The organism is Desulfonatronum thiosulfatophilum, assembly GCF_900104215.1.
In the GTDB taxonomy this organism is placed as follows: domain Bacteria; phylum Desulfobacterota; class Desulfovibrionia; order Desulfovibrionales; family Desulfonatronaceae; genus Desulfonatronum; species Desulfonatronum thiosulfatophilum.
This window is the reverse complement of record NZ_FMXO01000001.1, coordinates 1-21,528: the sequence shown is the minus strand read 5'-3', so window position 1 is coordinate 21,528 and position 21,528 is coordinate 1. Positions and strand designations below refer to the sequence as shown.

Here is a 21,528-nt window from a genome sequence, read left to right as displayed (position 1 = left end):
GAGCTCTCCGTAATTTTTGCAAGACACCGGAAACATGGTGCGACGCGAACTCTTGCCGACCTTTCAGAGGTGCAATGTTGAAATCACATCCTTTTGCCTTGATCATCATCTGGCTGGTCATGACAGTCTGTGCCGCAACAGCTCGAGCGGAGACCATCTATGTGTCGGATGTGCGGGAAATATCAATGCGGATCGGTCCGTCCACGGAAAATCGCATCCTGCGCATGCTGCCCGCCGGATCAAAAATGGAACTGCTGGAGGAACGTGACGGCTGGCTTCGAGTGCGCGCTACGGATAATGTCGAGGGCTGGGTGCTCAAGCGTTTCACCAGCGGCGATACTCCGGTGAGCCTGAAATACCAGACGCTTCGCGAAGAATACGCCTCGCTGCATTCCGCATCCAGCGGCGCCCTGGGCCGCATCGCTGAACTGGAGGAAATCAACAAGAACCTGATGGAGGTTCTGTCCACCACTTCGAACAACCTTTTGAGTCTGGACCGGGAACATGCCGCACTGCGGCTGGATGCCGCCAATGTCCTTGACCTGCGAGAACAATTCGACCGGATGGCCGTGAAACTGGCCGCGGTCCAGACCGAAGCCGAAGCATTGCGCCAGGACAACAGCCGGATGAAAAATCTGGATCGCTTTTACTGGTTTCTTTGCGGCGGCGCTGTTTTTCTGGTCGCCTGGCTGGCCGGTGTGATCACCGGACGCATGCAGGGCAAGCGCCGGAACACGCTGCAGTACACCTGAATTGCCATTGGGTTGTCTTTTGATCCGGAGAAATTTCCGTCCGGATGGCAACCGACAAGGAACGTCATGCTCAACAACAACGAACTGATCGATCGAGTCATGGACAGGATTTCCGGAAAGATCGCCGAGGAATTGCGAAAGTCCATGGTTCAGGCCCTGGAAGCCGAGTTGAAGCAGAACATCACCCGGACCATGATGCAGGGAGAGTTCTACCGGATTATGAACTCCGAACTCCAGGACGGGCTGAAGCAGATCTACAAGGAAATCTCCCATGCCAAGAAGCATGACGGCCAGCCCATGTCCACGGTCGGCGACGGGTCCCAGACCTCTTCGCTGATCTCGGAAGCCTCGGACCAGCTGGACGAGATCCTGATCGCCACGGAACAGGCCGCGGTCCAGGTCATGGACATCGTAGAAAACCAGATGGAACTGCAGGCAGAGATGACCGCCATCCTGGAACGATTTCGCAGTGGAGGGGCCCGGGCCGTGGACGTCAACGCCCTGATTTCGACGAATCAGCGGCTCAGTGATGATTTCATGCGGATCATGACGGCTCTGTCTTTCCAGGACCTGACTGGCCAGCGCATCAAAAAGATCATTGCGGCCATCAAGCAGGTCGAGCGGATCACCATGGATCTATTCGTTTCCACGGGGTTGAAGATCAAGGGGCTGGATGAGGACCCGGACAGAGATATCCAGATCTTGAACACCGAGGCCCGGAGGAAGGTTTCCGAACTTAAAGGGCCGCAGACCGATACCAAGCAGCAGGACGTCGACGATCTGTTGGCGCAGCTTGGGCTGGACTGATACCTGTGTCATGTTGCATGTCTGCACAGCCGATCAGCCCGGCTCCGAATCTGGACTTCGCCGGATTCGTGTTCCCATGGAGCCGTGCCACGCGATGAATTCCGCGCATTTTTCCAACTACCCGGTCTTTCACCTCCAAATCGGCGAATGCTTTCTTTCCAAGAAGCCGACATTGGTCTGCACCGTTCTCGGTTCCTGCGTCGCTGTTTCTTTTTTTGAACCCGTGATCCGCCTGGGGGGCATTTTTCATGCCCTGCTGCCGGACTCGCCGGACAATGACGGAGGGACGCCAACCACGCAGCCTTGCCGGTTTGTGGATCAATCCATTCAACGGATCCTCTCGGCCGTGGAACGCAATGGCGGCCGGCGCAGGGACATTCAGATCAAGGTGTTCGGCGGCGCCGAACTGTTCGGCTTTTCCGGCGGAACCGGTTCGGCCGCGAACAGTGTCGGCCGAAGAAACGTTCGGACGGCCATTGTCGAACTGGAGAAGACCGGCTTGCGGATCATGGCCTCGGATGTGGGGGGGACACTGGGACGGAAGCTGTATTTTTTAAGCGATACGGGGGAAGTCTGGGTGAAACGCATCCAACGAACCTTGTTTTCAGAATAGTCCGGTCCGATCCCGGGCTGCGTCAATCGCGAACAAAGCGCACTGGCAATAAGATGGAATAGGCCAGTGTATGTCTTGGTCGAAATCGAAATCGTAATCGAAATCGTAATCGAAAAAACAAAATAGGACATAAAAATATTTCGATGCCGATTTCGATTGCGATTTCGATTGCGATTTCGATCCAGACAATAATGCCGAGATTTTATTCATTTGCTCAGGGGACCTTCATACGCCACACCGGCCCACGTCCCGCGGCCGCCACTTCTGAGCCAAAGAGAGCGCAGTCATGAAATCAAAAATCAAAGTACTGGTCGTTGATGATTCGGCCCTGGTCCGTCAAACCCTGATCGAGCTTCTGACGTCGGATCCGGGGATCGAGGTCATCGGGGCGGTGAGCGATCCCTATGCCGCGGTGGAACGGATGAAGGACATCGTCCCGGATGTGATGACCCTGGACGTGGAAATGCCGCGCATGGACGGCTTGACCTTTCTGCGCAAGATCATGTCCCAGCATCCGATTCCGGTGATCATCTGTTCCACCCTCACCGAGCAGGGCGCGGAAACCACCCTCAAGGCTCTGGAATACGGAGCCGTGGAGATCATCCAGAAGCCCAAGGTCGGCACGAAAAAGTTCTTCGAGGAATCTCGAATCAGGATCTGCGATGCGGTCAAGGCCGCGGCCGGCGCCAAGCTGAAACCATACGCTTCCATACAGATCAAGCCGAAGCTGAACGCCGATGCCGTCATTCCCATGTCGCCCGCCCACAAGGCAATGGTCAAGACCACGGAAAAAGTCATCGTGGTGGGTGCGTCCACCGGAGGAACCGAGGCCTTGCGCATTCTGCTGCAGTCTTTGCCCATGGATTGTCCGGCCATCGCCGTGGTGCAGCATATGCCGGAGAACTTCACCGCGGCCTTTGCCAAGCGGCTGGACGGCATCTGCCGTATCACCATCCGCGAGGCCGCGGACGGTGATACGATGCTGCGCGGGCAGGCGCTCATCGCTCCGGGGAATCGCCACTGTCTGCTCAAGCGCAGTGGGGCGCGATACTATGTGGAGATCAAGGACGGTCCGCTGGTCTCCCGACACCGTCCCTCGGTGGATGTCCTGTTCCGCTCGGCGGCCCGCTATGCCGGGGCCAATGCAGTGGGCGTGATCATGACCGGAATGGGAGACGACGGAGCCAAGGGCATGCGCGAGATGTTCGACGCCGGTGCCCATACCGTGGCCCAGGACGAACAAACCTGCGTCGTGTTCGGGATGCCTCACGAGGCCATCAAATTGGGCGGCGTGCGCAAGGTGCTGCCTCTGGGCGGCCTGGCCGGCGAAATACTGCGCATGAGCTGATTTTGTCGGCGTGTCTTTTTACCGGGATTCCATACGAGCTTCCATGAGGGCATCCCGTTGCGTCTTGGTGAAAAGAAACCTATCCTCTACGGACAAGCCCAGTGATTGTTGGTGAGTCCGGTAGAGTTGCAGGTAATTGAGGGTGGAAGATTGCAGGTTGTCCAAGCCGAACCGTTGCGCGGTCCGTTGGATGGATTCCGGCGTTCCTTCCAATTCCACCACTTGGGTGAAGGGCAGGGTGTCCAGGCAAATGATGCAGGATTCCCATTGCCAGGTGGCCCTGAATTTCTGGTACCGGAATGCAACGCCGTAACCGAGGTGTTCCAGAATTTTCCGCAGAGCCGCCATGTCGCCCACGACCGTCTCGACTTCTTCCAGTATCTTATATCTTGAATCATCCGCTGGGAGGGATTCAGGCTTCTTTTTCAGGGTCAAGACGGTTTCTCCCGCATGGCGGAGGCGGAGAAGGATGTTTTGGCTGCGCAACAACTTGTCGGGCGTGTCGAAGATGAAATTGTCTTCGAACCCCTGGGAGCAAAACGTTGCTCCCCCTCTGACGAGCCGTTCCCGGAGCAAATCCATGTCCGGCTCCAGAAATTTTTGTTCAATTTCCAATGCCACAACCACTCCTTTGAATGAAGGACGCTACAGGGAAAGCCTCTATTGAGCTGAGGCCCGGTTCGACTTTGATTTGCGGCATCGAAACTCATGACGTGCAGCCGGAAAGTTTCCTTGTCCCGTCAACCGCCTTGCGTGAACGAAGCGATATGGAGCAGATGAATGAATGATAAGCAGTTAGCCGCATTGCAACAGGTCAGGAAATATGAGGTCATCATCAAGCAGTTTATTCAGGATGAGCGCGGCGTCGGTATCATCTACACGGATGACGCCATTGCCGCGAAGATCCTTCGCAACACATTTTCCAGCCACCTTCAGCTGAAGGGAGACTGCCTGCGCTTCGCCATGCGCGAGAGCGAGCTGCTCAAGGAAGCGAGGCGGATCATCGAGCTCAGGGGCAAGATCCTTTTCTTCATTGAGCGGGTCGTGGACAACCGCAGCAACAATCAGCTGATCAAGTTTCTAAAGATAACCTATCCTGAAGCGTCGATAATCTTGTTGACCACGGAAACGGATCGCAGCCTGCTCGTGTACCTGCACGAGATAGGGGCGGACAATTTTATTGTCAAACCGGTTTCCGTGAACACGTTGATCGAAAAGATCGCGCTGACCATTCGTCCCCAGGGGCAATTGCCCAAGCTTGTGGGGCTGGGCAAGGAGCTGGTCCAACTCGGGGAGTATCACAAGGCGCTGGAAACGGCGGACAAGCTGCTTGAAATCAAGCCCAACAGCTCCGCGGCATTGATGATCCAGGGAGACGCCTACCTAAAGATGGGCCGGGACGAGGACGCTTTGCAGAGCTATCTGCAGGCAGCCGAATATGCCAAGATGTATCTTGAGCCTCTGAAAAAGATCGTCGAGTTCTTTCGCCAAAAGCAGGACGTGACATCCCAGTTGGCCTACCTGGAAAAACTGGAACGCTTGAGCCCCATGAACATGGACCGAAAGATCGAGATCGGAGAGTTGCATCTCGATCAGGGCAATTTGGAAACGGCACAGGACTATTTTCAGGAAGCCGTGAAAATTTCCACCAAACAGGCCAGGGACATGATCGACCAGGTCAAGTTGACCGTGGCTGAAGCCTGTCTGAAAAAGGACGCGGGAATGGCCGAACGGTATTTTCGCGAAATCCTGGACGGCAAATCGTCGCTGTCCCAGTCGGATGTTCACGTTTTCAACCGCCTGGGCATCGCTCTGCGCAAGCAGGGCAAATGGGAGCAGGCCGTCAAGGAATTCAAGAAGGTACTCAGTGTTGCCAACGACACTGAAGTCATTCATTATAATATCGGCATGGCGTACATGGAAGGCGGTCGGTACTGGGATGCGCACGATGCCTTTGAAAAAGCGTTGAAAGTTAATGAAGCCGGCATCCTCGGAAATGACGTTACCGCATACAACATCGGGGTGTTGATGCAGCAGCTGAGTAAACGGGACAAAGCCCTTGCGATGTTTCAGCGGGTCAAGGAGCTGAGGCCTGATTTTCCGGGAATTGACAAGCGCATCTCCGATGTTAGTTAGCTGCAGGCAGCTTCTGATGCCGGATTCGTGCGCGTTGCATTGAACGACGCAGATCAGCCTGTTCCGGTGGGACCCCGAAATCAAGGCAAAGCCGGTCGTCAGCTGAGGTGATACGAATCCTTTTGTTCTCGTGAATATCATTTTCTATCTTGGAAGCAACTGGCGCAATTCGCGCATAAAAATAAGGAACAACCCTTGTCCGCAGAAATAAGCGACCCTCGCATCGAGGGCGACTTGCAGGTAGAGGATCTTCTGGAGCAGCCCAAGCGTTACAAGGTGCTGCTCCACAATGACGATTATACGACCATGGAATTTGTCGTGCATGTCTTGAAAACGGTCTTTGGCAAGTCCGAAAGCGAAGCGTCCATGGTGATGCTCAAAGTACACCAGGAGGGCGTGGGGATATGCGGGATCTACACGGCGGAGATCGCCGAGGCCAAGGTGGTGATGGTTCACCACATGGCGCGGAAAAGGGGTTTTCCGTTGAAATGCACCATGGAAGAGGTATAAAATATGGTCAGTAAGGAATTGCAGCGCTCCTTCTTGGTTGCGGTGCGTGAAGCCAGGGTGCGCAATCATGAATTCTTGACCCTGGAACATCTGCTTTACGCGATGATCAGAAACTCCACTGCAAAGGACATCCTGGAACATTGCGGCGTGGAATTGGGCAAGCTGAAAAGCCAGCTGGAACGCTTCTTTCTGGAACACATGCAGGTCATGCCCACCGGGGGCATGACGGAAGTCGTCCAGACTCCCAGCCTGCAACGAGTGATCCAGCGCGCCATCCTGCACGTGCAATCTTCCGGCAAGACGGAAGTCACCGTGGGCGACGTCCTGGCCTCCATTTGCCAGGAGCAGGAATCCTACGCCAACTATTTTCTGCAGTCCTTCGGCGTGGACCGGCTGGACATTCTGGAGTTCATTTCCCACGGCATGCCGGCGCAGGCTCAGGGGCAGCCCGAGGAAGAAGCATGCACTGAATGCCGCGGATCGGACCAGAAGCAGAAGAAGGAGTCGTTTTTGGAACAATTCACCGTGGATCTGGTGGCCAAGGCAAAGGCCGGTGAAATAGATCCCCTGGTGGGAAGAAAGCTGGAACTGCATCGCACCATGCAGATCCTGGCCCGCCGGCGCAAGAACAATCCCATCTACGTGGGCGATCCCGGAGTGGGCAAGACAGCCCTGGCCGAGGGCTTGGCCCTGCGTATCGCGGAAGGGGATGTACCGGAGTATCTCGGCAAGGCTACGATCTACGCCCTGGACATGGGAGCAATTCTGGCCGGCACAAAATACCGCGGCGACTTCGAAGCCCGGATCAAGGGCGTGCTCAAGGAATTGGAAGCCATTCCGGACGCGATTCTGTTCATCGACGAGATCCACACCATTGTCGGCGCCGGCGCCACCAGCGGGGGAAGCATGGATGCATCCAATCTGCTCAAGCCCGCGCTTGCCTCCGGCAAGCTGCGCTGCATCGGCTCCACCACCTATGAGGAATTCAAGAATCACTTCGAGAAGGACCGCGCCCTGTCGCGGCGCTTTCAGAAGGTGGAGCTCCCCGAGCCCAGCCGTGACGAAACCGTGCAGATTCTTCAGGGGCTGCGCCCCTATTACGAGGAACACCACGGGGTGCGATATGCGCCGAGTTCCCTGGAAGCCGCGGTGGATCTTTCCATTCGCCATCTCAACGACCGTTTTCTGCCGGACAAGGCCATCGACGTGATCGACGAGGCCGGCGCGGTGTTCAAGTTGAACGCCAAGGCAAAGAAAAAGAACGTGATCCGGCCGCTGGAAATGGAGCAGGTCGTGGCCCGCATGGCTCGCATCCCGGAAACCCGGGTTTCCGCCTCGGATAAGACGCAGTTGCAGGAGCTGGAAGGGCGGTTGAAGGAAGTCATTTTCGGCCAGGACGATGCCGTTGAAAGCCTCTCCAAATCCATCAAGCGCTCCCGGGCCGGTCTTGGAGCCGAGCACAAGCCCACTGGATCGTTCCTGCTCAGCGGCCCCACCGGCGTGGGCAAGACCGAGCTGGCCCGGCAGCTGGCCCAGGTGCTGAACATCAATTTCCTGCGCTTCGACATGAGCGAATACATGGAGAAGCATGCCGTGGCCCGACTGATCGGCGCTCCTCCGGGGTATGTGGGGTTCGAGCAGGGCGGTTTGCTGACCGACGCCATCCGCAAGAATCCGCACACCGTGCTGCTGCTTGATGAAATCGAGAAAGCGCATCCGGATCTGTTCAACATTCTGTTGCAGGTCATGGACTACGCGACATTGACGGACAATGCCGGGCGCAAGGCCGATTTCCGGAACACGATTCTGCTGATGACCTCCAATGCCGGGGCGCAAGACATGAGCGTGGCCAGCATCGGGTTCGGCGAGCCCGGCAAGGATGATCGCAGCCATCTGGGCAAGAAGGCCGTGGAAAAGCTGTTCGCCCCGGAATTTCGCAACCGACTGGACGCCACGATCTATTTTCACTCGTTGACCAACGAGGTCATGGAACGCATCGTGGAAAAATTCGTGGCCGAACTCAATGTCCAGCTCAAGGACAAGCGGGTCAAGGTCTCGCTGACCCCGCGGGCTCTGCAGCGCCTGGCTGAACTGGGATTTGATCCGGTCTACGGGGCCAGACCCCTGGGACGACTGATGCAGACGGCCATCAAGGACCCCCTGACCGACGAAATCCTCTTCGGACGACTGGTCAAGGGCGGCAAGGTGCTCGTGGACGTGTCGGAGAACGTGGCGTCTGATTCCGCCAAAGTCGGTGATTCCTCCAGGGTCGATGACTTCGTGTTCAGCTACGAATAGCCGGGATTCATCACGCTGATCGGAGAGCCGAGCCGCAGTCGGCTTGGCTCTTTGTTTTCAAATACACGACATGCCTGTCTATGCCTTGAATCACAGGATCGTTTTCCCACCCGTGGAAAACGCCGAGCCGGACGGGTTGCTGGCCGTGGGCGGTGATCTCACGCCGGAACGACTTTTCCATGCCTACAGCCTGGGCATCTTTCCCTGGTATGCTCCCGGTTCTCCCATTCTCTGGTGGTCCCCCGACCCCCGCCTGGTGCTCTTTCCCGAGGAACTGCACATTTCCTCGAGCCTGCGCAAGTTTCTGCGCAGGAATGCATTCCAGGTCAGCTTCGACAAGGCGTTCAAGTACGTGATCACGCGCTGCGCCACCGTTCCCAGACCGAACGGTCCGGGGACCTGGCTCGTCCCGGAAATGCGGTGCGCCTACATCAAGCTGCATGAGGTCGGAGTGGCGCATTCCGTGGAAGTGTGGGAGGGGGGGGAGTTGGTGGGTGGAATTTACGGCGTGGCCCTGGGCCGGATATTCTTCGGAGAATCCATGTTCCACACTCGCGCCAACGCGTCCAAGGTCGCGCTGATCCATTTGGTGCAGCGTCTGCGGCGCTGGGATTTCCAGGTTCTGGACTGCCAGCAGACCACCCAGCACATGTTGCGGTTCGGAGCGCGGGAAATCCCCAGAACCCAATTCATGACCATCCTGGAAGAGACAGCGACCCTGCCGACCATTTTCGGAAAATGGGCTGACGATTAAGCGGAAGACCCCGGCCGACGGCAGGGCGCGCTGTCACACGTGTCTGAATGATGATTGCTCGACTGCCTAAGTTTCCCGTCCGTTGGCTTCCATCAGCGGTTCATGCTGGCTGAGGTCGTACAGTCCGTGCACGGGAAAGGGCAGGGTAAACTGAGGGACGGTTTCAAGTCGCAGTCGGCCAACGCTTTTGCCTTCCGGAACATCAGACAGGGCGGCCAGGCCCTTGGGAATGGGGAAGTCGAGATAACAGCCGGAGATGCTTTCCAGTTTCTCGCCGTACCGGTGTTTCAGGTAGGCCACGAGCTGGTCCCGTTCTTCGGCCGTGAACGCCTCCATCAGGACCTTCTTGCTGTTTTCCAGGGGGATTTCCGTATCCTGGCTGATCGGATCGCCCAGGAGCGCGCCCCAGTCCTGGGCCTCCATTTCCTTTGCCTGCCAGCCCGCCCGGTACAGATGCACCTCCACATTGCGCCGGCCCTTGAAGCTTTTGATGACCATGGTCAGGGCATGGGCCCGGGGGACAGGCAGTTCCTTCTCGGGGCTGATGATGTTCAATTCCATGAATTTCCTCTCTTGTTGTCGTTATTAGGATGGTCTGGCGGTCTGAAGCGACCGCGGGATGACAGTTGGGGAGTAAGGATCTACATTGCTGGGCTCTGGGCCATTGGCTACGGGCTATGGGTTGTTCCGTCATCCGTGCCGGAGAAAATTTTGTGGACCAGTAAAGCCCGCATGATCAGCACAAACATCATGATTCATACCATTTACCGCCTTGCATCGCAATGACGACCACTTCCGATTCCTTCCCCGATCCGCTGGAACCGGCTCGTTTCGAGCTGGTCAGCCCATTTCTGCCCCAGGGCGACCAGCCACGGGCCATTGATGATCTGATTTCCGGAGCCCGGGCCGGAGAGCCGCACCAGGTGCTCCTCGGCGTGACCGGCTCGGGGAAGACCTTCACCATGGCCAATGTGGTTGCCGGGCTGGGCCGCCCCGCCCTGGTCATGGCCCCCAACAAGACTTTGGCCGCGCAGCTGTTCAACGAGTTCAAGGAGCTGTTTCCGCGTAACGCCGTGGAATATTTCGTCAGCTACTACGACTATTACCAACCCGAGGCCTACCTCCCGCACAGCGACACCTATATTGAAAAGGATTCCTCCATCAACGAGGAAATCGACAAGCTGCGCCACTCCGCGACCCATGCCCTGCTGACCCGCCGGGACGTGCTCATCGTGGCCTCGGTGTCCTGCATCTACGGGCTGGGCTCGCCGGAATACTACGCCAAGATGATGATCCCCATCGAGGCCGGGCAGCAGTTGCGGATGGAGGATCTCCTGGGCCGGCTGGTGGAGGTGCTTTATGAGCGCAACGATGTGGATTTCCATCGCGGCACCTTCCGGGTGCGGGGCGACAGCGTGGACATCATCCCGGCCTACAGCCACGAAAAGGGATTGCGGCTGGACTTCTTCGGCGACGAACTGGAAGCCATTCACGAAATTGATCCCTTGACCGGTAAATACCACGGGCCGGTCCGCAAAACCGTGATTTATCCGGCCAGCCACTATGTTTCGGACAAGGACAACCTGCGCCGGGCCATGTCGGACATCCGGGATGAACTGGGCGAGCAGCTGCGCATTCTGCGCCGGGAGAATCGTCTGGTGGAGGCTCAGCGTCTGGAGCAGCGGACCATGCTGGACCTGGAGATGATCGAGGAGCTGGGCTACTGCAACGGCATTGAAAACTATTCCCGGCACCTGGACGGCCGCAGAGGCGGCCTCCCTCCCTCCTGCCTTCTGGACTACTTCCCTTCGGATTACCTGCTGTTCCTGGACGAGTCGCACATTACCCTGCCCCAGATCGGCGGCATGTACCACGGCGATCTGTCGCGCAAGAAGACCCTGGTGGATTTCGGCTTCCGGCTGCCGTCGGCGCTGGACAACCGGCCCTTGAGCATGGACGAGTTCTGGGAACGGGTGGGGCAGGTGGTCTATGTCTCGGCAACGCCCGGCCCGTTCGAGCTGGAGCACGGGAAGGGGCGGGTGGTGGAGCAGATCATCCGGCCCACCGGGCTGGTGGATCCGGAGGTGGAGGTGCGGCCGGTTCAGGGCCAGATGGACGACCTGCTGGCCGAATGCAAGATCCGCCAGCAGCGCGGCGAACGGGTCCTGGTGACCACGCTGACCAAGCGCATGGCCGAGGATCTTACCGAATACCTGCAGAACATGGGCATGCCGTCGCGCTACATGCATTCGGACATCGACACCCTGGAGCGGGTCTCCATCATCCAGGCCTTGCGCAAGGGTGAATTCGTCGTCCTGGTGGGCATCAACCTGCTCCGGGAGGGCCTGGACCTGCCCGAGGTGTCCCTGGTGGCCATTCTGGATGCGGACAAGGAAGGATTCCTGCGCTCCTTCCGGTCGTTGATCCAGACCTTCGGCCGAGCCGCGCGCAACGTCCAGGGACGGGTGATCCTCTATGCGGACAAGGTGACCCGGTCCATGGAGGAGGCCATGGGGGAAACCGCGAGGCGAAGGCAGGTTCAGCAGCGCTTCAATGCCGAACACGGCATCGTGCCCGCCACGATCATCAAAAGCATGGACAATATCCTCGGACATATCTATGCCGAGGCCAGGGACAAGAACCAGCCGGACCAGCTCCGGGAGAGCGGGGCGGGGTACGGCAATCCCAAGGAAATCGGCAAGCGCATCAAAACCCTGGAACGCGAAATGCGCACCGCGGCCAAGGAACTGGAATTCGAACGCGCCGCCGCGCTGCGCGACGAGGTGGCCATGCTGCGCCGCAAGCTGCTGGAAACCGATGCCGGCAACGATTGAATGTTCTGGTGAAAACCATGACGCTCGGCCCGCCGTAATCATCCTGCATTACGGACGTCCCGCGGCGACCCGACGTCTGCACAGGCAATTGCTGGCCGGCGATCCGGGCTGGAAAGAGCGGATCATGGTTCTGGACAATCATGCCCCGGAACCCTATCCGGATGCCTGGCAGCGGCTGGATGAAAATCGATTTTGGGGCGGCGCGCTGGACTACGCCCTGCATGTCTGCGGGGAGCGAGGCTGGTCCCGTCTCTGGTTTTTCAACAACGACGCCTTTTTCATCTCCAGTCCTCCGCACCTGGAAAAAGCATGGCAGCGACTCAGGAAAATCGAGCGCACCATCGGCCCCGCGGGCATTTATTCGCCGTCTTTTGAACACCATCCCTATCATCCGCAAATGGTAGCCAGCCCGAATCACGCCTATCGACGGGCAAGTTGCGTGGACGGCGTGGCCCCGCTGATCAACCTGAAATGCTGGCAGGCCCTGGGCGGGCTGGACTTGGGCGACAATTCCCGCGGCTACGGCCTGGATCTCTGTTTTTCCTTGCGCGCCTCCCGGGCAGGGTGGCCGGTGATCGTGGACCACCATGTCCGCATGCGCCACATCTATCATTCCACGGCCGGATCTATTCCCGGTTTCCTGGCCGTCGCGGCCGCTCAGGAAAAAGCATACCTTGAAGCACGCCTCGGACTTGGGTATGGCGACATTCTTCGCCAGGCGCAAACCGATTTTCACGACGAGGTTCGATTGTGAGTTTCTCCCCTGATGATCCCGGCAAACGCATGGAGCAGCTTGTCCGGCTGATCCGCCACCATGACCATCGCTATTACGTGTTGGATGATCCGGAAATCAGCGATGCCGAATACGACGTCCTGTTCCGCGAACTTCAGGAGTTGGAGCAGCGGCATCCGGAGTTGGCGGACCCGGATTCGCCCACCCAGCGGGTGGGGGGGGAGCCGGTGGCGGCGTTTCAGCCCTTCGCGCACAGCCTGCCTATGTACAGCCTGGAGAATGCCTTGTCCCTGGAGGAGTGGCGGGCTTTTCTCGTTCGGCTGGAGCGCCATTTGCCGCAGGAAAACCTGGAGTTCTGGGTGGATCCCAAGCTCGACGGCCTGGCCGTTGAGGTGGTTTACGAAGAGGGACGATTTGTCCGGGCCGGCACCCGCGGCGACGGCATGGTGGGGGAGGACGTCAGCGAGAACATGCGCACCGTGCGCAACCTGCCGATGCGCCTGCATTCCAACAGATCTCCGGTTCCGGAGCGGCTGGAGGTGCGCGGCGAGGTGATCTTCTTCCGCTCGGATTTCGCCAGGTTGAATCAGGAGCAGGCCGCGGCCGGACTGAAAACCTTCGCCAATCCACGCAATGCCGCGGCCGGTTCGGTCCGCCAGCTGGACTCCCGAATTACGGCGCGGCGGCCGCTACGCTTTTTCGCCTACGGCGTGGGACTGGTCCAGTGGGCCGACGGTGTGGACCGGTGGACCACCCAGGAGCAGATAATGACCGGCCTGGACGCGCTGGGCTTTGCCCTGCCCGAGTTTGCCCAACTCTGTTCGAGTCCGGAGGATGTGGAGCATCGGTATGCGGCTGTAGCCGCGGTCCGCGAGGAGCTGGACTACGAGATCGACGGGGTGGTGGCCAAGATCAACACCCTGGAACACCAGCAGCTGCTGGGCGCCACGGCCCGGGCGCCGCGCTGGGCCCTGGCTTGGAAATTTCCTGCCGGTCAAGGTACGACCCGGTTGCTGGACATCCAGGTCCAGGTGGGGCGCACCGGCGTCCTGACCCCGGTGGCCCTGCTCCAACCCGTCTCCCTGTCCGGGGTCACTGTGTCCCGGGCCACACTGCACAATGAGGATGAAATCCGGGCCAAGGACCTGCGCATCGGGGACATGGTAGTGGTCCAGCGGGCCGGGGACGTGATCCCCGAGGTGGTCGGCCCGGTATTGGAGGAGCGGAACGGTGGAGAACAGCCGTTCGTCTTCCCCGCCATCTGTCCTGTCTGCACGACTCCCGCCATGCGTCTGCCCGGAGAGGCGGCCTGGCGCTGCCAGAACCTGGCCTGCCCGGCACTGCTGCGCGAGAGTCTGGTCTACTTTGTGTCCAAGGCGGGGCTGGACGTGGAAGGCCTGGGCCGGAAGTGGGTGGAAAACCTGGCGGACAAAGGCATGGTCCGTTCGCCCGCGGATTTTTTCCGGTTGACCGAGCAGGATCTGCTGACCCTGGAGCGGATGGGGCCCAAGCTGGCCCGGAACATCATCCAGTCCATCGCCAAAGCCAGGCAGGAGGCCAAGCTGGCTCCGCTGATCCGGGCCCTGGGCATCCGGCACGTGGGCGCGCAAACCGCCAGAGTGCTGGCGGAGCATTTTTCGGATCTGGACGCCCTGGGCCGCGCGGATGAGACTGCCTTGCAACAGCTGCCGGACATCGGCCCGGAGGTGGCGGCCTCGATTCACGGCTTTTTCGCCAACCCGGACAATCAGCGCATCCTGCTGGAATTGCGGGAGCTGGAGGTGTGGCCGCAAGCCGGCGGGCAGAGGGAAACAGAACAAATTTCAGACTCACCATTTGCCGGCAAACGCGTGCTGTTCACCGGCACCCTGCCCGGCATCTCCCGAACCCAGGCCCAGAAGCTGGTGGAGCAGGCCGGAGGGACCGTGGTGGGCGGCATCTCCAGTAAAGTGGATTATGTCGTGGTCGGCGATGATCCCGGCTCCAAGCTCAACAAGGCTCGTAAATTGGGCTTGACGGTGCTTGACGGCGATGCGTTCCTGCGGATGAGCGGCGGGGCGACGAATATTGCGTAGCTTTGAGCGGAATTTTGGGACAAAAAGCCGTTGCAGATGAAACTACTGGGCGCACGGGGGGCACGGGGAAGGAAGAGTGCACCCTTGTACGCCTGAAAAAATCTTAAACCAGGAGAAGAATATGAACGCGTGTTCCGTAGTGATCATGGGTGCAAACGGGAGAATGGGAGGGACCCTGGCTCGGTTGGCTCAGGCGGATCCTGAAATGACCTTGGCGGGTGTTGTGGAGCGGCAGGGGCATGATCAGGGGCTGGCGGATTTCGGCTGTGTTCATGGAACCAGCCTGGAACAGGTCCTGGGTGAACTGTCCGATGCCGTGGTTATCGATTTCACCGCACCGGAAGCCTCGGTGGCCACGGCCAAGATAGTCGCCAAGGCCGGACATCGGGCCGTAATCGGCACCACGGGCATGACCCGGGAGCAGACCGAGGACCTGCGCGAAGCCGCGAAGGCAGCCCCCATTCTCTGGGCGCCGAACATGAGCGTGGGCATCAACGTCCTGCTGCAGCTTTTGCCCCAGCTCGTGAACCTGCTCGGCCCGGCCTATGATCTGGAAATGATGGAGATTCACCACAAGGCCAAGAAGGACGCGCCCAGCGGTACGGCCGTGAAACTGGCCCAGTGCCTGGCCGAGGCCAAAGGCTGGGATTACGACTCCGTCAAGAACTGCTGCCGGGAGGGGATCATCGGAGCGCGTCCTTCCGAAGAAATCGGCGTGCAGACCCTGCGCGGCGGGGACGTGGTCGGCGACCACACGGTCTTTTTTTTCGGCCCCGGTGAGCGCATTGAAATCACCCACCGCGCCCATTCCCGGGAAAATTTTGCCCGTGGCGCTCTGCGGGCCGCGAAATGGCTGGCCGGACAGACACCGGGCAAGCTCTACGCTTTCACGGACCTGCTGGAATCCTGAAGGTTCACAAAAACGAAATCGCAATCGCAATCGATTTCTTGACTCAACCGATTCATCCCGCTCATTCCCCCAGAATCCACGCGGCCGCCGCGGCCAGGTCAGGCGCGACAATGTCGGGATGGTTCGGATTCACCGGGGGGCGCAGGTCCAGGATTCTGCCGCTGGGAACCACCAGATCCAGATCCTGGGCCGTTTTGAGTCCGTACCCGCTCAGGACGAGTACGGCGGCAGCAAGGTTGCCGGCGCGGGCGAAGCAGATGTCCGCGTGCTTGTCGCCGATCATCATGGACGTTTCCGGGAGCAAATCGTATTTGTCCCGCAGTTGCTCCCAGAGGCCAGGCAGAGGTTTGCGGCATTGGCAGTCGTCCTGGGGGGCGTGGGGGCAGAGAACCGTGTCCGTGAACTCGACGTCGAAGTCCCGCAGGACTTCGCCGATGCGTTCCTGGACGGCGTCGTACTGTTCGCGGCTGAAATACCCCCGACCGATGCCGGACTGGTTGGTCACCAGAAAGAGCCGGTGGCCCGCCTTGACCAGGGAGCGCAGCGCAGCGCCCGCGCCGGGAGTGAGGCGGACATGTTCCGGATCGCACAGGTAATGGCATTCTTCAATGACCGTTCCGTCCCGGTCGAGAAGAATATTCATTGGGTTCTTGATCATGAGGACGACCTCGGGAAGCTGAATTATGTTTGAGTTGCTGGTGGTGGTGGGGTTGGCGACGCTGGTTTCAGGGCTCTGTTCGCTCTCCGAGGCCGTGCTCTATTCCGTGCCCTGGAGTCATCTCGAACAGATGCGCAAGAGCGGCAAGAAAAGCGGGCTGCTGCTCTTTGATCTGCGCAACAATGTCGAACGGCCCATCGCCGCGATCCTGACCCTGAACACCGTGGCCAACACGGCCGGTGCGGCCGTGGCCGGAGCCTTTGCCGCGGCCCTGTTCGGCACGGAAAGCCTGATCTATTTCTCGGCCATATTCACGGTGATCATCCTGGTTTTCGCGGAAATCCTCCCCAAGACCATAGGGGTGATGTACTCCCGCCAGCTGGCCGGATTTCTGGCCAAACCCCTCTGCGGCATGGTGTTGGTGTTCAGCCCGGTGATCTGGCTGATGGACCGGGTGACCCGGTTGATCGGCCGCAAGAAATCCGGCCCGGATACCTCGGAGGATGATCTGCGGGCCGTGATCAGTCTCACCCGAAGAGCCGGCGTGATCAAGGCCCACGAGGAGCTGTCCATCCGCAACATCCTGACCCTGGACACCAAGATGGTCAAGGACATCCTCACGCCGCGCACGGTCATTTTTTCCTTTCCCTCGGAACTCACCGTGGGCCAGGCCCGGAAGCTGAAGACAGCCTGGCCCCACAGCCGTATTCCGGTATATGATGAAGATGACCAGGAAGACATCGTCGGCCTGGTCTATCGGCGCGAACTCTTGGAAGCCTTGGCCAACGACCAGGACGATCTCGTGCTCAGCAAGCTGATGAAACCCGTCCAATTCGTCCTGGAAACCACGACCCTGGACAAACTTCTGGTGCGCTTTCTTGAATCCAGGATGCACATGTTCATCGTGCTGGACGAGTATGGCGGTCTGGCCGGACTCGTGACCCTGGAGGACGTGCTGGAAGAGATTCTTGGCAGCGAAATCGTGGACGAAACCGACCAGGTCGTGGACATGCGCGAACTCGCCCGCCAACGCCGCCGCCTCGTGACATCGAAAGCCGCATCCTGATGCAGTCGTGATGTTCTTTGGCGACGAAAGTAATGACTTAGGTGAGCCTTACAGTATTTGTAAAATTGTGATATGGTTCCGCCTTATTCACTGGAGATCAGATATGTTCTGGGAATTACGGTAATGGCTCGATGAACAAGTCCTTGGCTCAACATGCAAATCCGAAATCAAGCCATGCTGTTGGCTACCTTCGAAACACTGCTGAGCAGTTCCCCTCCTGATGTTTGCTTTTCCCAAATTAAATTCAATTGACGCCATATTTAAGAATTATGCGAAATAAAAAGGCAAAATTGCCTGGTACCACTATTATCAGAGCCTGTGTTGTCGTATTCGGGATCTTCCTTCTACTGATGGGCTTGAGATACATGATGACGGATATGGATGATCTGATCCAAAATCGAAGAACACAAGCCGAGCCGTCCCTTATGCTGAGGCTGCCCGTGGAGCGTGTTTTCATGGATACAGAAGAGAACGCTCAGTCCAGTCTTGATTCCGGCCAGGAGGCGGAAGGGGGCGAAGATGCTGAGGACGAGACGCTTTCCGAAACTTCTTCACCGTCCGAACAATTGCCGGACAAGGCGTTGTCGGACGAAGAATTATTCAAGGAAGAATCCCCTGATCAGGAACCGTCGGATGAGGTGATATCGGATGTACAAGGTGATGCATCACCCGCCGAAATGCCGCATCCAGTTCCTGATGAAACCGTTGAGAATGGTGGAATAGATGCTGCCGAACACCACTATTTCGTCCAGGTCGGGAGTTATCATGTGCGGCGTAATGCCGAGAATTCCGCATCACGACTCAAGGAACATTCCTATCCCGCGGAGATCCGGATGATAGTCCGAAATGGGCAGACCTGGCATGTTGTTTTCGCCCATGGATTTGCCCATGAGCGCGAAGCCCATGAATGGGCGGCGCACTTCAGAGAAAAGGAGCAACGCGAAGCCTTGGTGGTGCAACTGTCGCCATCCGGATATCGGCTGCTCAGGTTCATGGGAAATTGATGGTAACGAATGTGCCGAGCTGGCGGCAGAAATAGCGAATACTGGAAGGGATCGTACGTAAGATTGAACAAAAGCCGGAGTTTTTCATGTGAAAGGCAATCTCTCTTTCCAGGGAAAACGTGAAGAAACGTCATGATCAACTTTTAGCTCTCCTCTCGCACTGTCCATTCCCCAGCACATAGGGAGGGCCAGAGCTTTACAAGAACATTAACTTTCACAACTTATCATTCGACAGAAATTCTCAGCCTCTTCATCGAAAACAGCCCTTCAATCCCTCCAACCGACGTGAACCTACGCTCGTCCTTTTGCTCCTCCTTAGATGTCGCTCTCCGTGATGGCAGAAAAAGAGGGGAAACCCTTGGCATACAGGCTTCCCCTTCACTGAGTTCTATCTTCCAGTCAGCTGGTTCAGTTGTCTCGAAACACTTCGTCCAGATTTTTGGCGTCCAGGATTCGTTCGGCCCAGAGGTCAAGTTGTTCAGGCGTGGCCTTTCGTAAGCGTTCTTGGACTTCAATGTTCAGGATGTTTTGGCCAAAGCGTTTGGTGAAGAGGCGTTGAATAATGGCTTGGCGGCCTTCAATGCGGCCTTCGTCACGACCTTCAACGCGACCTTCAACACGGCCTTCGTCGCGACCTAGATTTTTGATGTATTGGGCGAGCATGGCGGTCTCCTCGTGTTCCATGATGTCGGCGCATAGAGCTTGTTGTTCTTCCGGCTGGACATGGGCATAAACGTCAATAAAATCAGTATATTTTTCGAACAGCATCCGTGATGCCAATTGGTAAAGGCCCAGATAGGCGTGGCGCAAAACTTCTATACGTTCAGAGTGAGAGTATTGCATCTTGGGCATAAGTATTTTGGCCACGGGATTGTTTACACTGTAGTAATCCTTGGCATGGAGTGCAAATAGTTTCAGGTGCACGTATTCGAAGTGGAGGAAGGTAGTTCCGATCAGATGGCTCTCCAGTTGGCGCGGTACATCTTCGCGCCAGTTCTTGCGATCCGTGAACAGAACCGTGGGAATGACCACGGCGTCCGGGTGAGCTTCCATCAGGTCCGTGGTGTAGCGTAACAGCTTGTAGATGGAAAACTTGTCCTTGTCCTCCTGGAACTCAACCAGCCAGAGGAGCAAGCAGCCGTGTGCAAAACGGAACAGAATCGGCATGTCCAGGGCCAGGGCGGAGTCGGAAAGGTGATGTTTGCGCGGCTCCTGACGGACAAAGGTTATTTCCAACAGTTCGCCGTACAGCTCCAGAGCCTGCGGATAGAACAGTTCAAGGGACTCACGTGGGAAGTCCTGGAACAGGTTCTTGAAGTTATGGTCGTGGGATTGAGGAGGCATGAAAGTTGTTGAATTTTATCATCTGTGCGGAATGTAAGGGATATGCTTGGCCAAGGCAAGGAACCCGCTACCCGCCAACAGCACCCGCCAGCCTCTTCATCGAATATACTCCTTTCACTCCTCCGACCGGCGTAAACCTTCGCTCGTCCTTGGAATCCAGCAAATGCTTCACCCCATCGAAAACCTCGGCCACGAACTCTTTTGAGCCGATGATGCCGGAGTCCGTGAAATACCGACAGCGGTGACGGAAAACGTCGGCGCGGCTCAGTCTGTAGCGTTTCTTGCGTTCGCGTTTGACCAATTCCGGATCGAGCTGCTTGCCTTTGCCGGTATCCATGGCCCCGGTTTCATAGACGAACCGGCGATATTTCCGAATGATCTCCTTTGGATCAAACTCGTTCCATTCCTTCAGCCCCAGGTCCAGGTCAAGCAGGCCAGCCCGGTTGCCGGTCTGAACCAGATATCCCAGGCCGGACCAGCGGTAATCTTCGGGTTTGCGAACCAGACCGGCCCGGACCGGATTAAGGTCCACGTACGCCAGTAGGTTGACCAGGCTGGCGCCTTCCTGAACGATCACGCTCTTGAATCGATCTCCCCAGAAAAATCCCTTCCTGTTCCGATGCTTGTTGAAGTACCGCGTAAAACCCTGCTTGATGTCCTTCATAAACGCCCCCAGGTTGACCAGCCGCCGGCGATAGTCCCGTAGCTGATGCGGCATGATGACGGCATCGTCGCCGAACTGCCTCCTGTAGCGCTTCACGATCTCTGCATCCGTGGCCGCTTCTTCCGTATACATCCTGACAACAAGATGAAAATGATTGCCCATCAGGCAGAACCCGAGCAAGTCGACAAAATAGAATCTGCTCAACCGGGCCACAATGGACATGAGGTGATCCTTCTCGATATCCTGCAAAGGGAACCCCTCCAGCGCCGTTCTGGACATAACGTGATATATAGTCGGACGATCATCCCTCACAAATCTAGCTATACGGGCCATTATTGCACTCCTTGGGGGTAGTGGGGAAGGGGAGAAATGAAGATAGTCGTTATTGCCGACTCGTGTCAATCAACCTGTCCCTTAGCTCATCCCTTTGGATCAAACTCGTTCCATTCCTTCAGCCCCAGGTCCAGGTCAAGCAGGCCAGCCCGGTTGCCGGTCTGAACCAGATATCCCAGGCCGGACCAGCGGTAATCCTCGGGTTTGCGAACCAGACCGGCCCGGACCGGATTAAGGTCCACGTACGCCAGTAGGTTGACCAGGCTGGCGCCTTCCTGAACGATCACGCTCTTGAATCGATCTCCCCAGAAAAATTAGTTCCTTCTATGGCTCGTGGCTACCGACCGACTCGAAATCTGATCGCCTAACCTATCTCCGGGGGCAAGCTTCAATTTGGCCTACCCACATGAAACAGCGAGGAACCTCAAAATTGGGAGCCCCTTCTGTTCCGGAAGCTCCCAATATTAATCATAATTCAGGAGATCCCCATATTGCTGCCAAATTTCCACCTACAATTGTTCCTATTGTAGGTGTTCCAGTAAGTGTTTGGTCTGTGTAGTTGACAGTTACGGTAATGTTGGTGTTACTGATTAGCATCAGTACAGGTGACAGTGTATGGACCTGTAACTCGAGCAACTACATTAGTCGAGCCTGAAAAATCCGATATTTTCGTTACAGGATCATCATAG

Annotated in this window: 19 protein-coding genes and 1 pseudogene; 14 read left to right on the top strand and 6 right to left on the bottom strand. The window is 57.6% G+C overall.

Features of this window, described 5'->3' with window-relative positions:
- Positions 1-74 precede the first annotated feature (74 nt).
- The 4 genes from BLP93_RS00100 to BLP93_RS00085 all read left to right on the top strand — a co-directional run bounded on the left by BLP93_RS00100 (position 75) and on the right by BLP93_RS00085 (position 3,520).
- Positions 75-752, top strand: a complete 678-nt coding sequence (locus BLP93_RS00100) for a TIGR04211 family SH3 domain-containing protein (RefSeq protein ID WP_092115989.1) — start codon at positions 75-77, stop codon at positions 750-752.
- 66 nt (positions 753-818) lie between these two features.
- Positions 819-1,559 (top strand): protein phosphatase CheZ, encoded by a 741-nt coding sequence (locus BLP93_RS00095; RefSeq protein ID WP_092115987.1) that lies wholly within the window; start codon positions 819-821, stop codon positions 1,557-1,559.
- A 94-nt stretch (positions 1,560-1,653) separates the two neighbouring features.
- Complete coding sequence (locus tag BLP93_RS00090; RefSeq protein ID WP_161946127.1) at positions 1,654-2,172, top strand: chemotaxis protein CheD; 519 nt, start codon at positions 1,654-1,656, stop codon at positions 2,170-2,172.
- Positions 2,173-2,458: 286 nt separating this feature from the next.
- A complete protein-coding gene (locus BLP93_RS00085; RefSeq protein WP_092115983.1) occupies positions 2,459-3,520 on the top strand; it encodes a protein-glutamate methylesterase/protein-glutamine glutaminase in 1,062 nt (353 codons plus the stop codon).
- Positions 3,521-3,538: 18 nt separating this feature from the next.
- Here the strand turns inward: BLP93_RS00085 and BLP93_RS00080 are convergent, their stop codons facing one another.
- Positions 3,539-4,141, bottom strand: a complete 603-nt coding sequence (locus BLP93_RS00080) for a class IV adenylate cyclase (protein WP_092115981.1) — start codon at positions 4,139-4,141, stop codon at positions 3,539-3,541.
- A 159-nt stretch (positions 4,142-4,300) separates the two neighbouring features.
- On the opposite strand from BLP93_RS00080, the gene BLP93_RS00075 reads away from it, so the two are divergent.
- The 4 genes from BLP93_RS00075 (at position 4,301) to aat (ending at position 9,218) form a co-directional block, all read left to right on the top strand.
- Positions 4,301-5,656, top strand: a complete 1,356-nt coding sequence (locus tag BLP93_RS00075; RefSeq protein WP_092115979.1) for a tetratricopeptide repeat protein — start codon at positions 4,301-4,303, stop codon at positions 5,654-5,656.
- 207 nt (positions 5,657-5,863) lie between these two features.
- Positions 5,864-6,166 (top strand): ATP-dependent Clp protease adapter ClpS, encoded by a 303-nt coding sequence (gene clpS / locus BLP93_RS00070; protein ID WP_425248208.1) that lies wholly within the window; start codon positions 5,864-5,866, stop codon positions 6,164-6,166.
- A gap of 3 nt (positions 6,167-6,169) precedes the next feature.
- Positions 6,170-8,464 carry an ATP-dependent Clp protease ATP-binding subunit ClpA gene (gene clpA / locus BLP93_RS00065; protein ID WP_092115975.1) on the top strand — a complete coding sequence of 765 codons (2,295 nt, stop codon included), beginning with the start codon at positions 6,170-6,172 and terminating at the stop codon, positions 8,462-8,464.
- A gap of 70 nt (positions 8,465-8,534) precedes the next feature.
- Positions 8,535-9,218: a leucyl/phenylalanyl-tRNA--protein transferase gene (aat, locus tag BLP93_RS00060; protein WP_092115973.1), complete on the top strand. Its 684-nt coding sequence runs from the start codon at positions 8,535-8,537 to the stop codon at positions 9,216-9,218.
- A gap of 66 nt (positions 9,219-9,284) precedes the next feature.
- Here the strand turns inward: aat and BLP93_RS00055 are convergent, their stop codons facing one another.
- The gene (locus BLP93_RS00055) at positions 9,285-9,779 is read right to left on the bottom strand and encodes a hypothetical protein (protein WP_092115971.1); all 495 of its coding nucleotides are present in this window, start codon (positions 9,777-9,779) and stop codon (positions 9,285-9,287) included.
- Positions 9,780-10,000: 221 nt separating this feature from the next.
- Here BLP93_RS00055 and uvrB point away from each other — a divergent pair, with 221 nt between their 5' ends.
- From uvrB to dapB, 4 genes are all read left to right on the top strand, one after another.
- The gene (gene uvrB, locus BLP93_RS00050; RefSeq protein WP_092115968.1) at positions 10,001-12,052 is read left to right on the top strand and encodes an excinuclease ABC subunit UvrB; all 2,052 of its coding nucleotides are present in this window, start codon (positions 10,001-10,003) and stop codon (positions 12,050-12,052) included.
- Positions 12,036-12,806, top strand: coding sequence for a glycosyltransferase family 2 protein (locus BLP93_RS00045; protein WP_092115966.1), 771 nt, complete (start codon positions 12,036-12,038; stop codon positions 12,804-12,806). Before uvrB ends, BLP93_RS00045 begins: the two co-directional genes overlap by 17 nt.
- Positions 12,803-14,860, top strand: coding sequence for an NAD-dependent DNA ligase LigA (gene ligA, locus BLP93_RS00040; protein ID WP_341844722.1), 2,058 nt, complete (start codon positions 12,803-12,805; stop codon positions 14,858-14,860). Before BLP93_RS00045 ends, ligA begins: the two co-directional genes overlap by 4 nt.
- A gap of 121 nt (positions 14,861-14,981) precedes the next feature.
- Entirely contained in the window at positions 14,982-15,770 is a 789-nt protein-coding gene (dapB, locus tag BLP93_RS00035; RefSeq protein WP_092115964.1) for a 4-hydroxy-tetrahydrodipicolinate reductase, read from the top strand.
- Between the two features lie 61 nt (positions 15,771-15,831).
- Here the strand turns inward: dapB and BLP93_RS00030 are convergent, their stop codons facing one another.
- Positions 15,832-16,428, bottom strand: a complete 597-nt coding sequence (locus tag BLP93_RS00030) for a D-glycero-alpha-D-manno-heptose-1,7-bisphosphate 7-phosphatase (protein ID WP_244148595.1) — start codon at positions 16,426-16,428, stop codon at positions 15,832-15,834.
- A 25-nt stretch (positions 16,429-16,453) separates the two neighbouring features.
- Here BLP93_RS00030 and BLP93_RS00025 point away from each other — a divergent pair, with 25 nt between their 5' ends.
- Together BLP93_RS00025 and BLP93_RS00020 are read left to right on the top strand one after the other, a co-directional pair.
- Complete coding sequence (locus tag BLP93_RS00025; protein ID WP_092115962.1) at positions 16,454-17,494, top strand: hemolysin family protein; 1,041 nt, start codon at positions 16,454-16,456, stop codon at positions 17,492-17,494.
- A gap of 248 nt (positions 17,495-17,742) precedes the next feature.
- Complete coding sequence (locus BLP93_RS00020) at positions 17,743-18,498, top strand: SPOR domain-containing protein (RefSeq protein WP_161946126.1); 756 nt, start codon at positions 17,743-17,745, stop codon at positions 18,496-18,498.
- Positions 18,499-18,906: 408 nt separating this feature from the next.
- Here the strand turns inward: BLP93_RS00020 and BLP93_RS00015 are convergent, their stop codons facing one another.
- From BLP93_RS00015 to BLP93_RS00005, 3 genes and pseudogenes are all read right to left on the bottom strand, one after another.
- Positions 18,907-19,842 carry a DUF4351 domain-containing protein gene (locus tag BLP93_RS00015; protein WP_092115958.1) on the bottom strand — a complete coding sequence of 312 codons (936 nt, stop codon included), beginning with the start codon at positions 19,840-19,842 and terminating at the stop codon, positions 18,907-18,909.
- Positions 19,843-19,909: 67 nt separating this feature from the next.
- Positions 19,910-20,839: a transposase gene (locus BLP93_RS00010; RefSeq protein WP_092115956.1), complete on the bottom strand. Its 930-nt coding sequence runs from the start codon at positions 20,837-20,839 to the stop codon at positions 19,910-19,912.
- A gap of 92 nt (positions 20,840-20,931) precedes the next feature.
- Positions 20,932-21,153: pseudogene (locus tag BLP93_RS00005) on the bottom strand (hypothetical protein); the annotation flags it as partial.
- Positions 21,154-21,528: the final 375 nt, after the last annotated feature.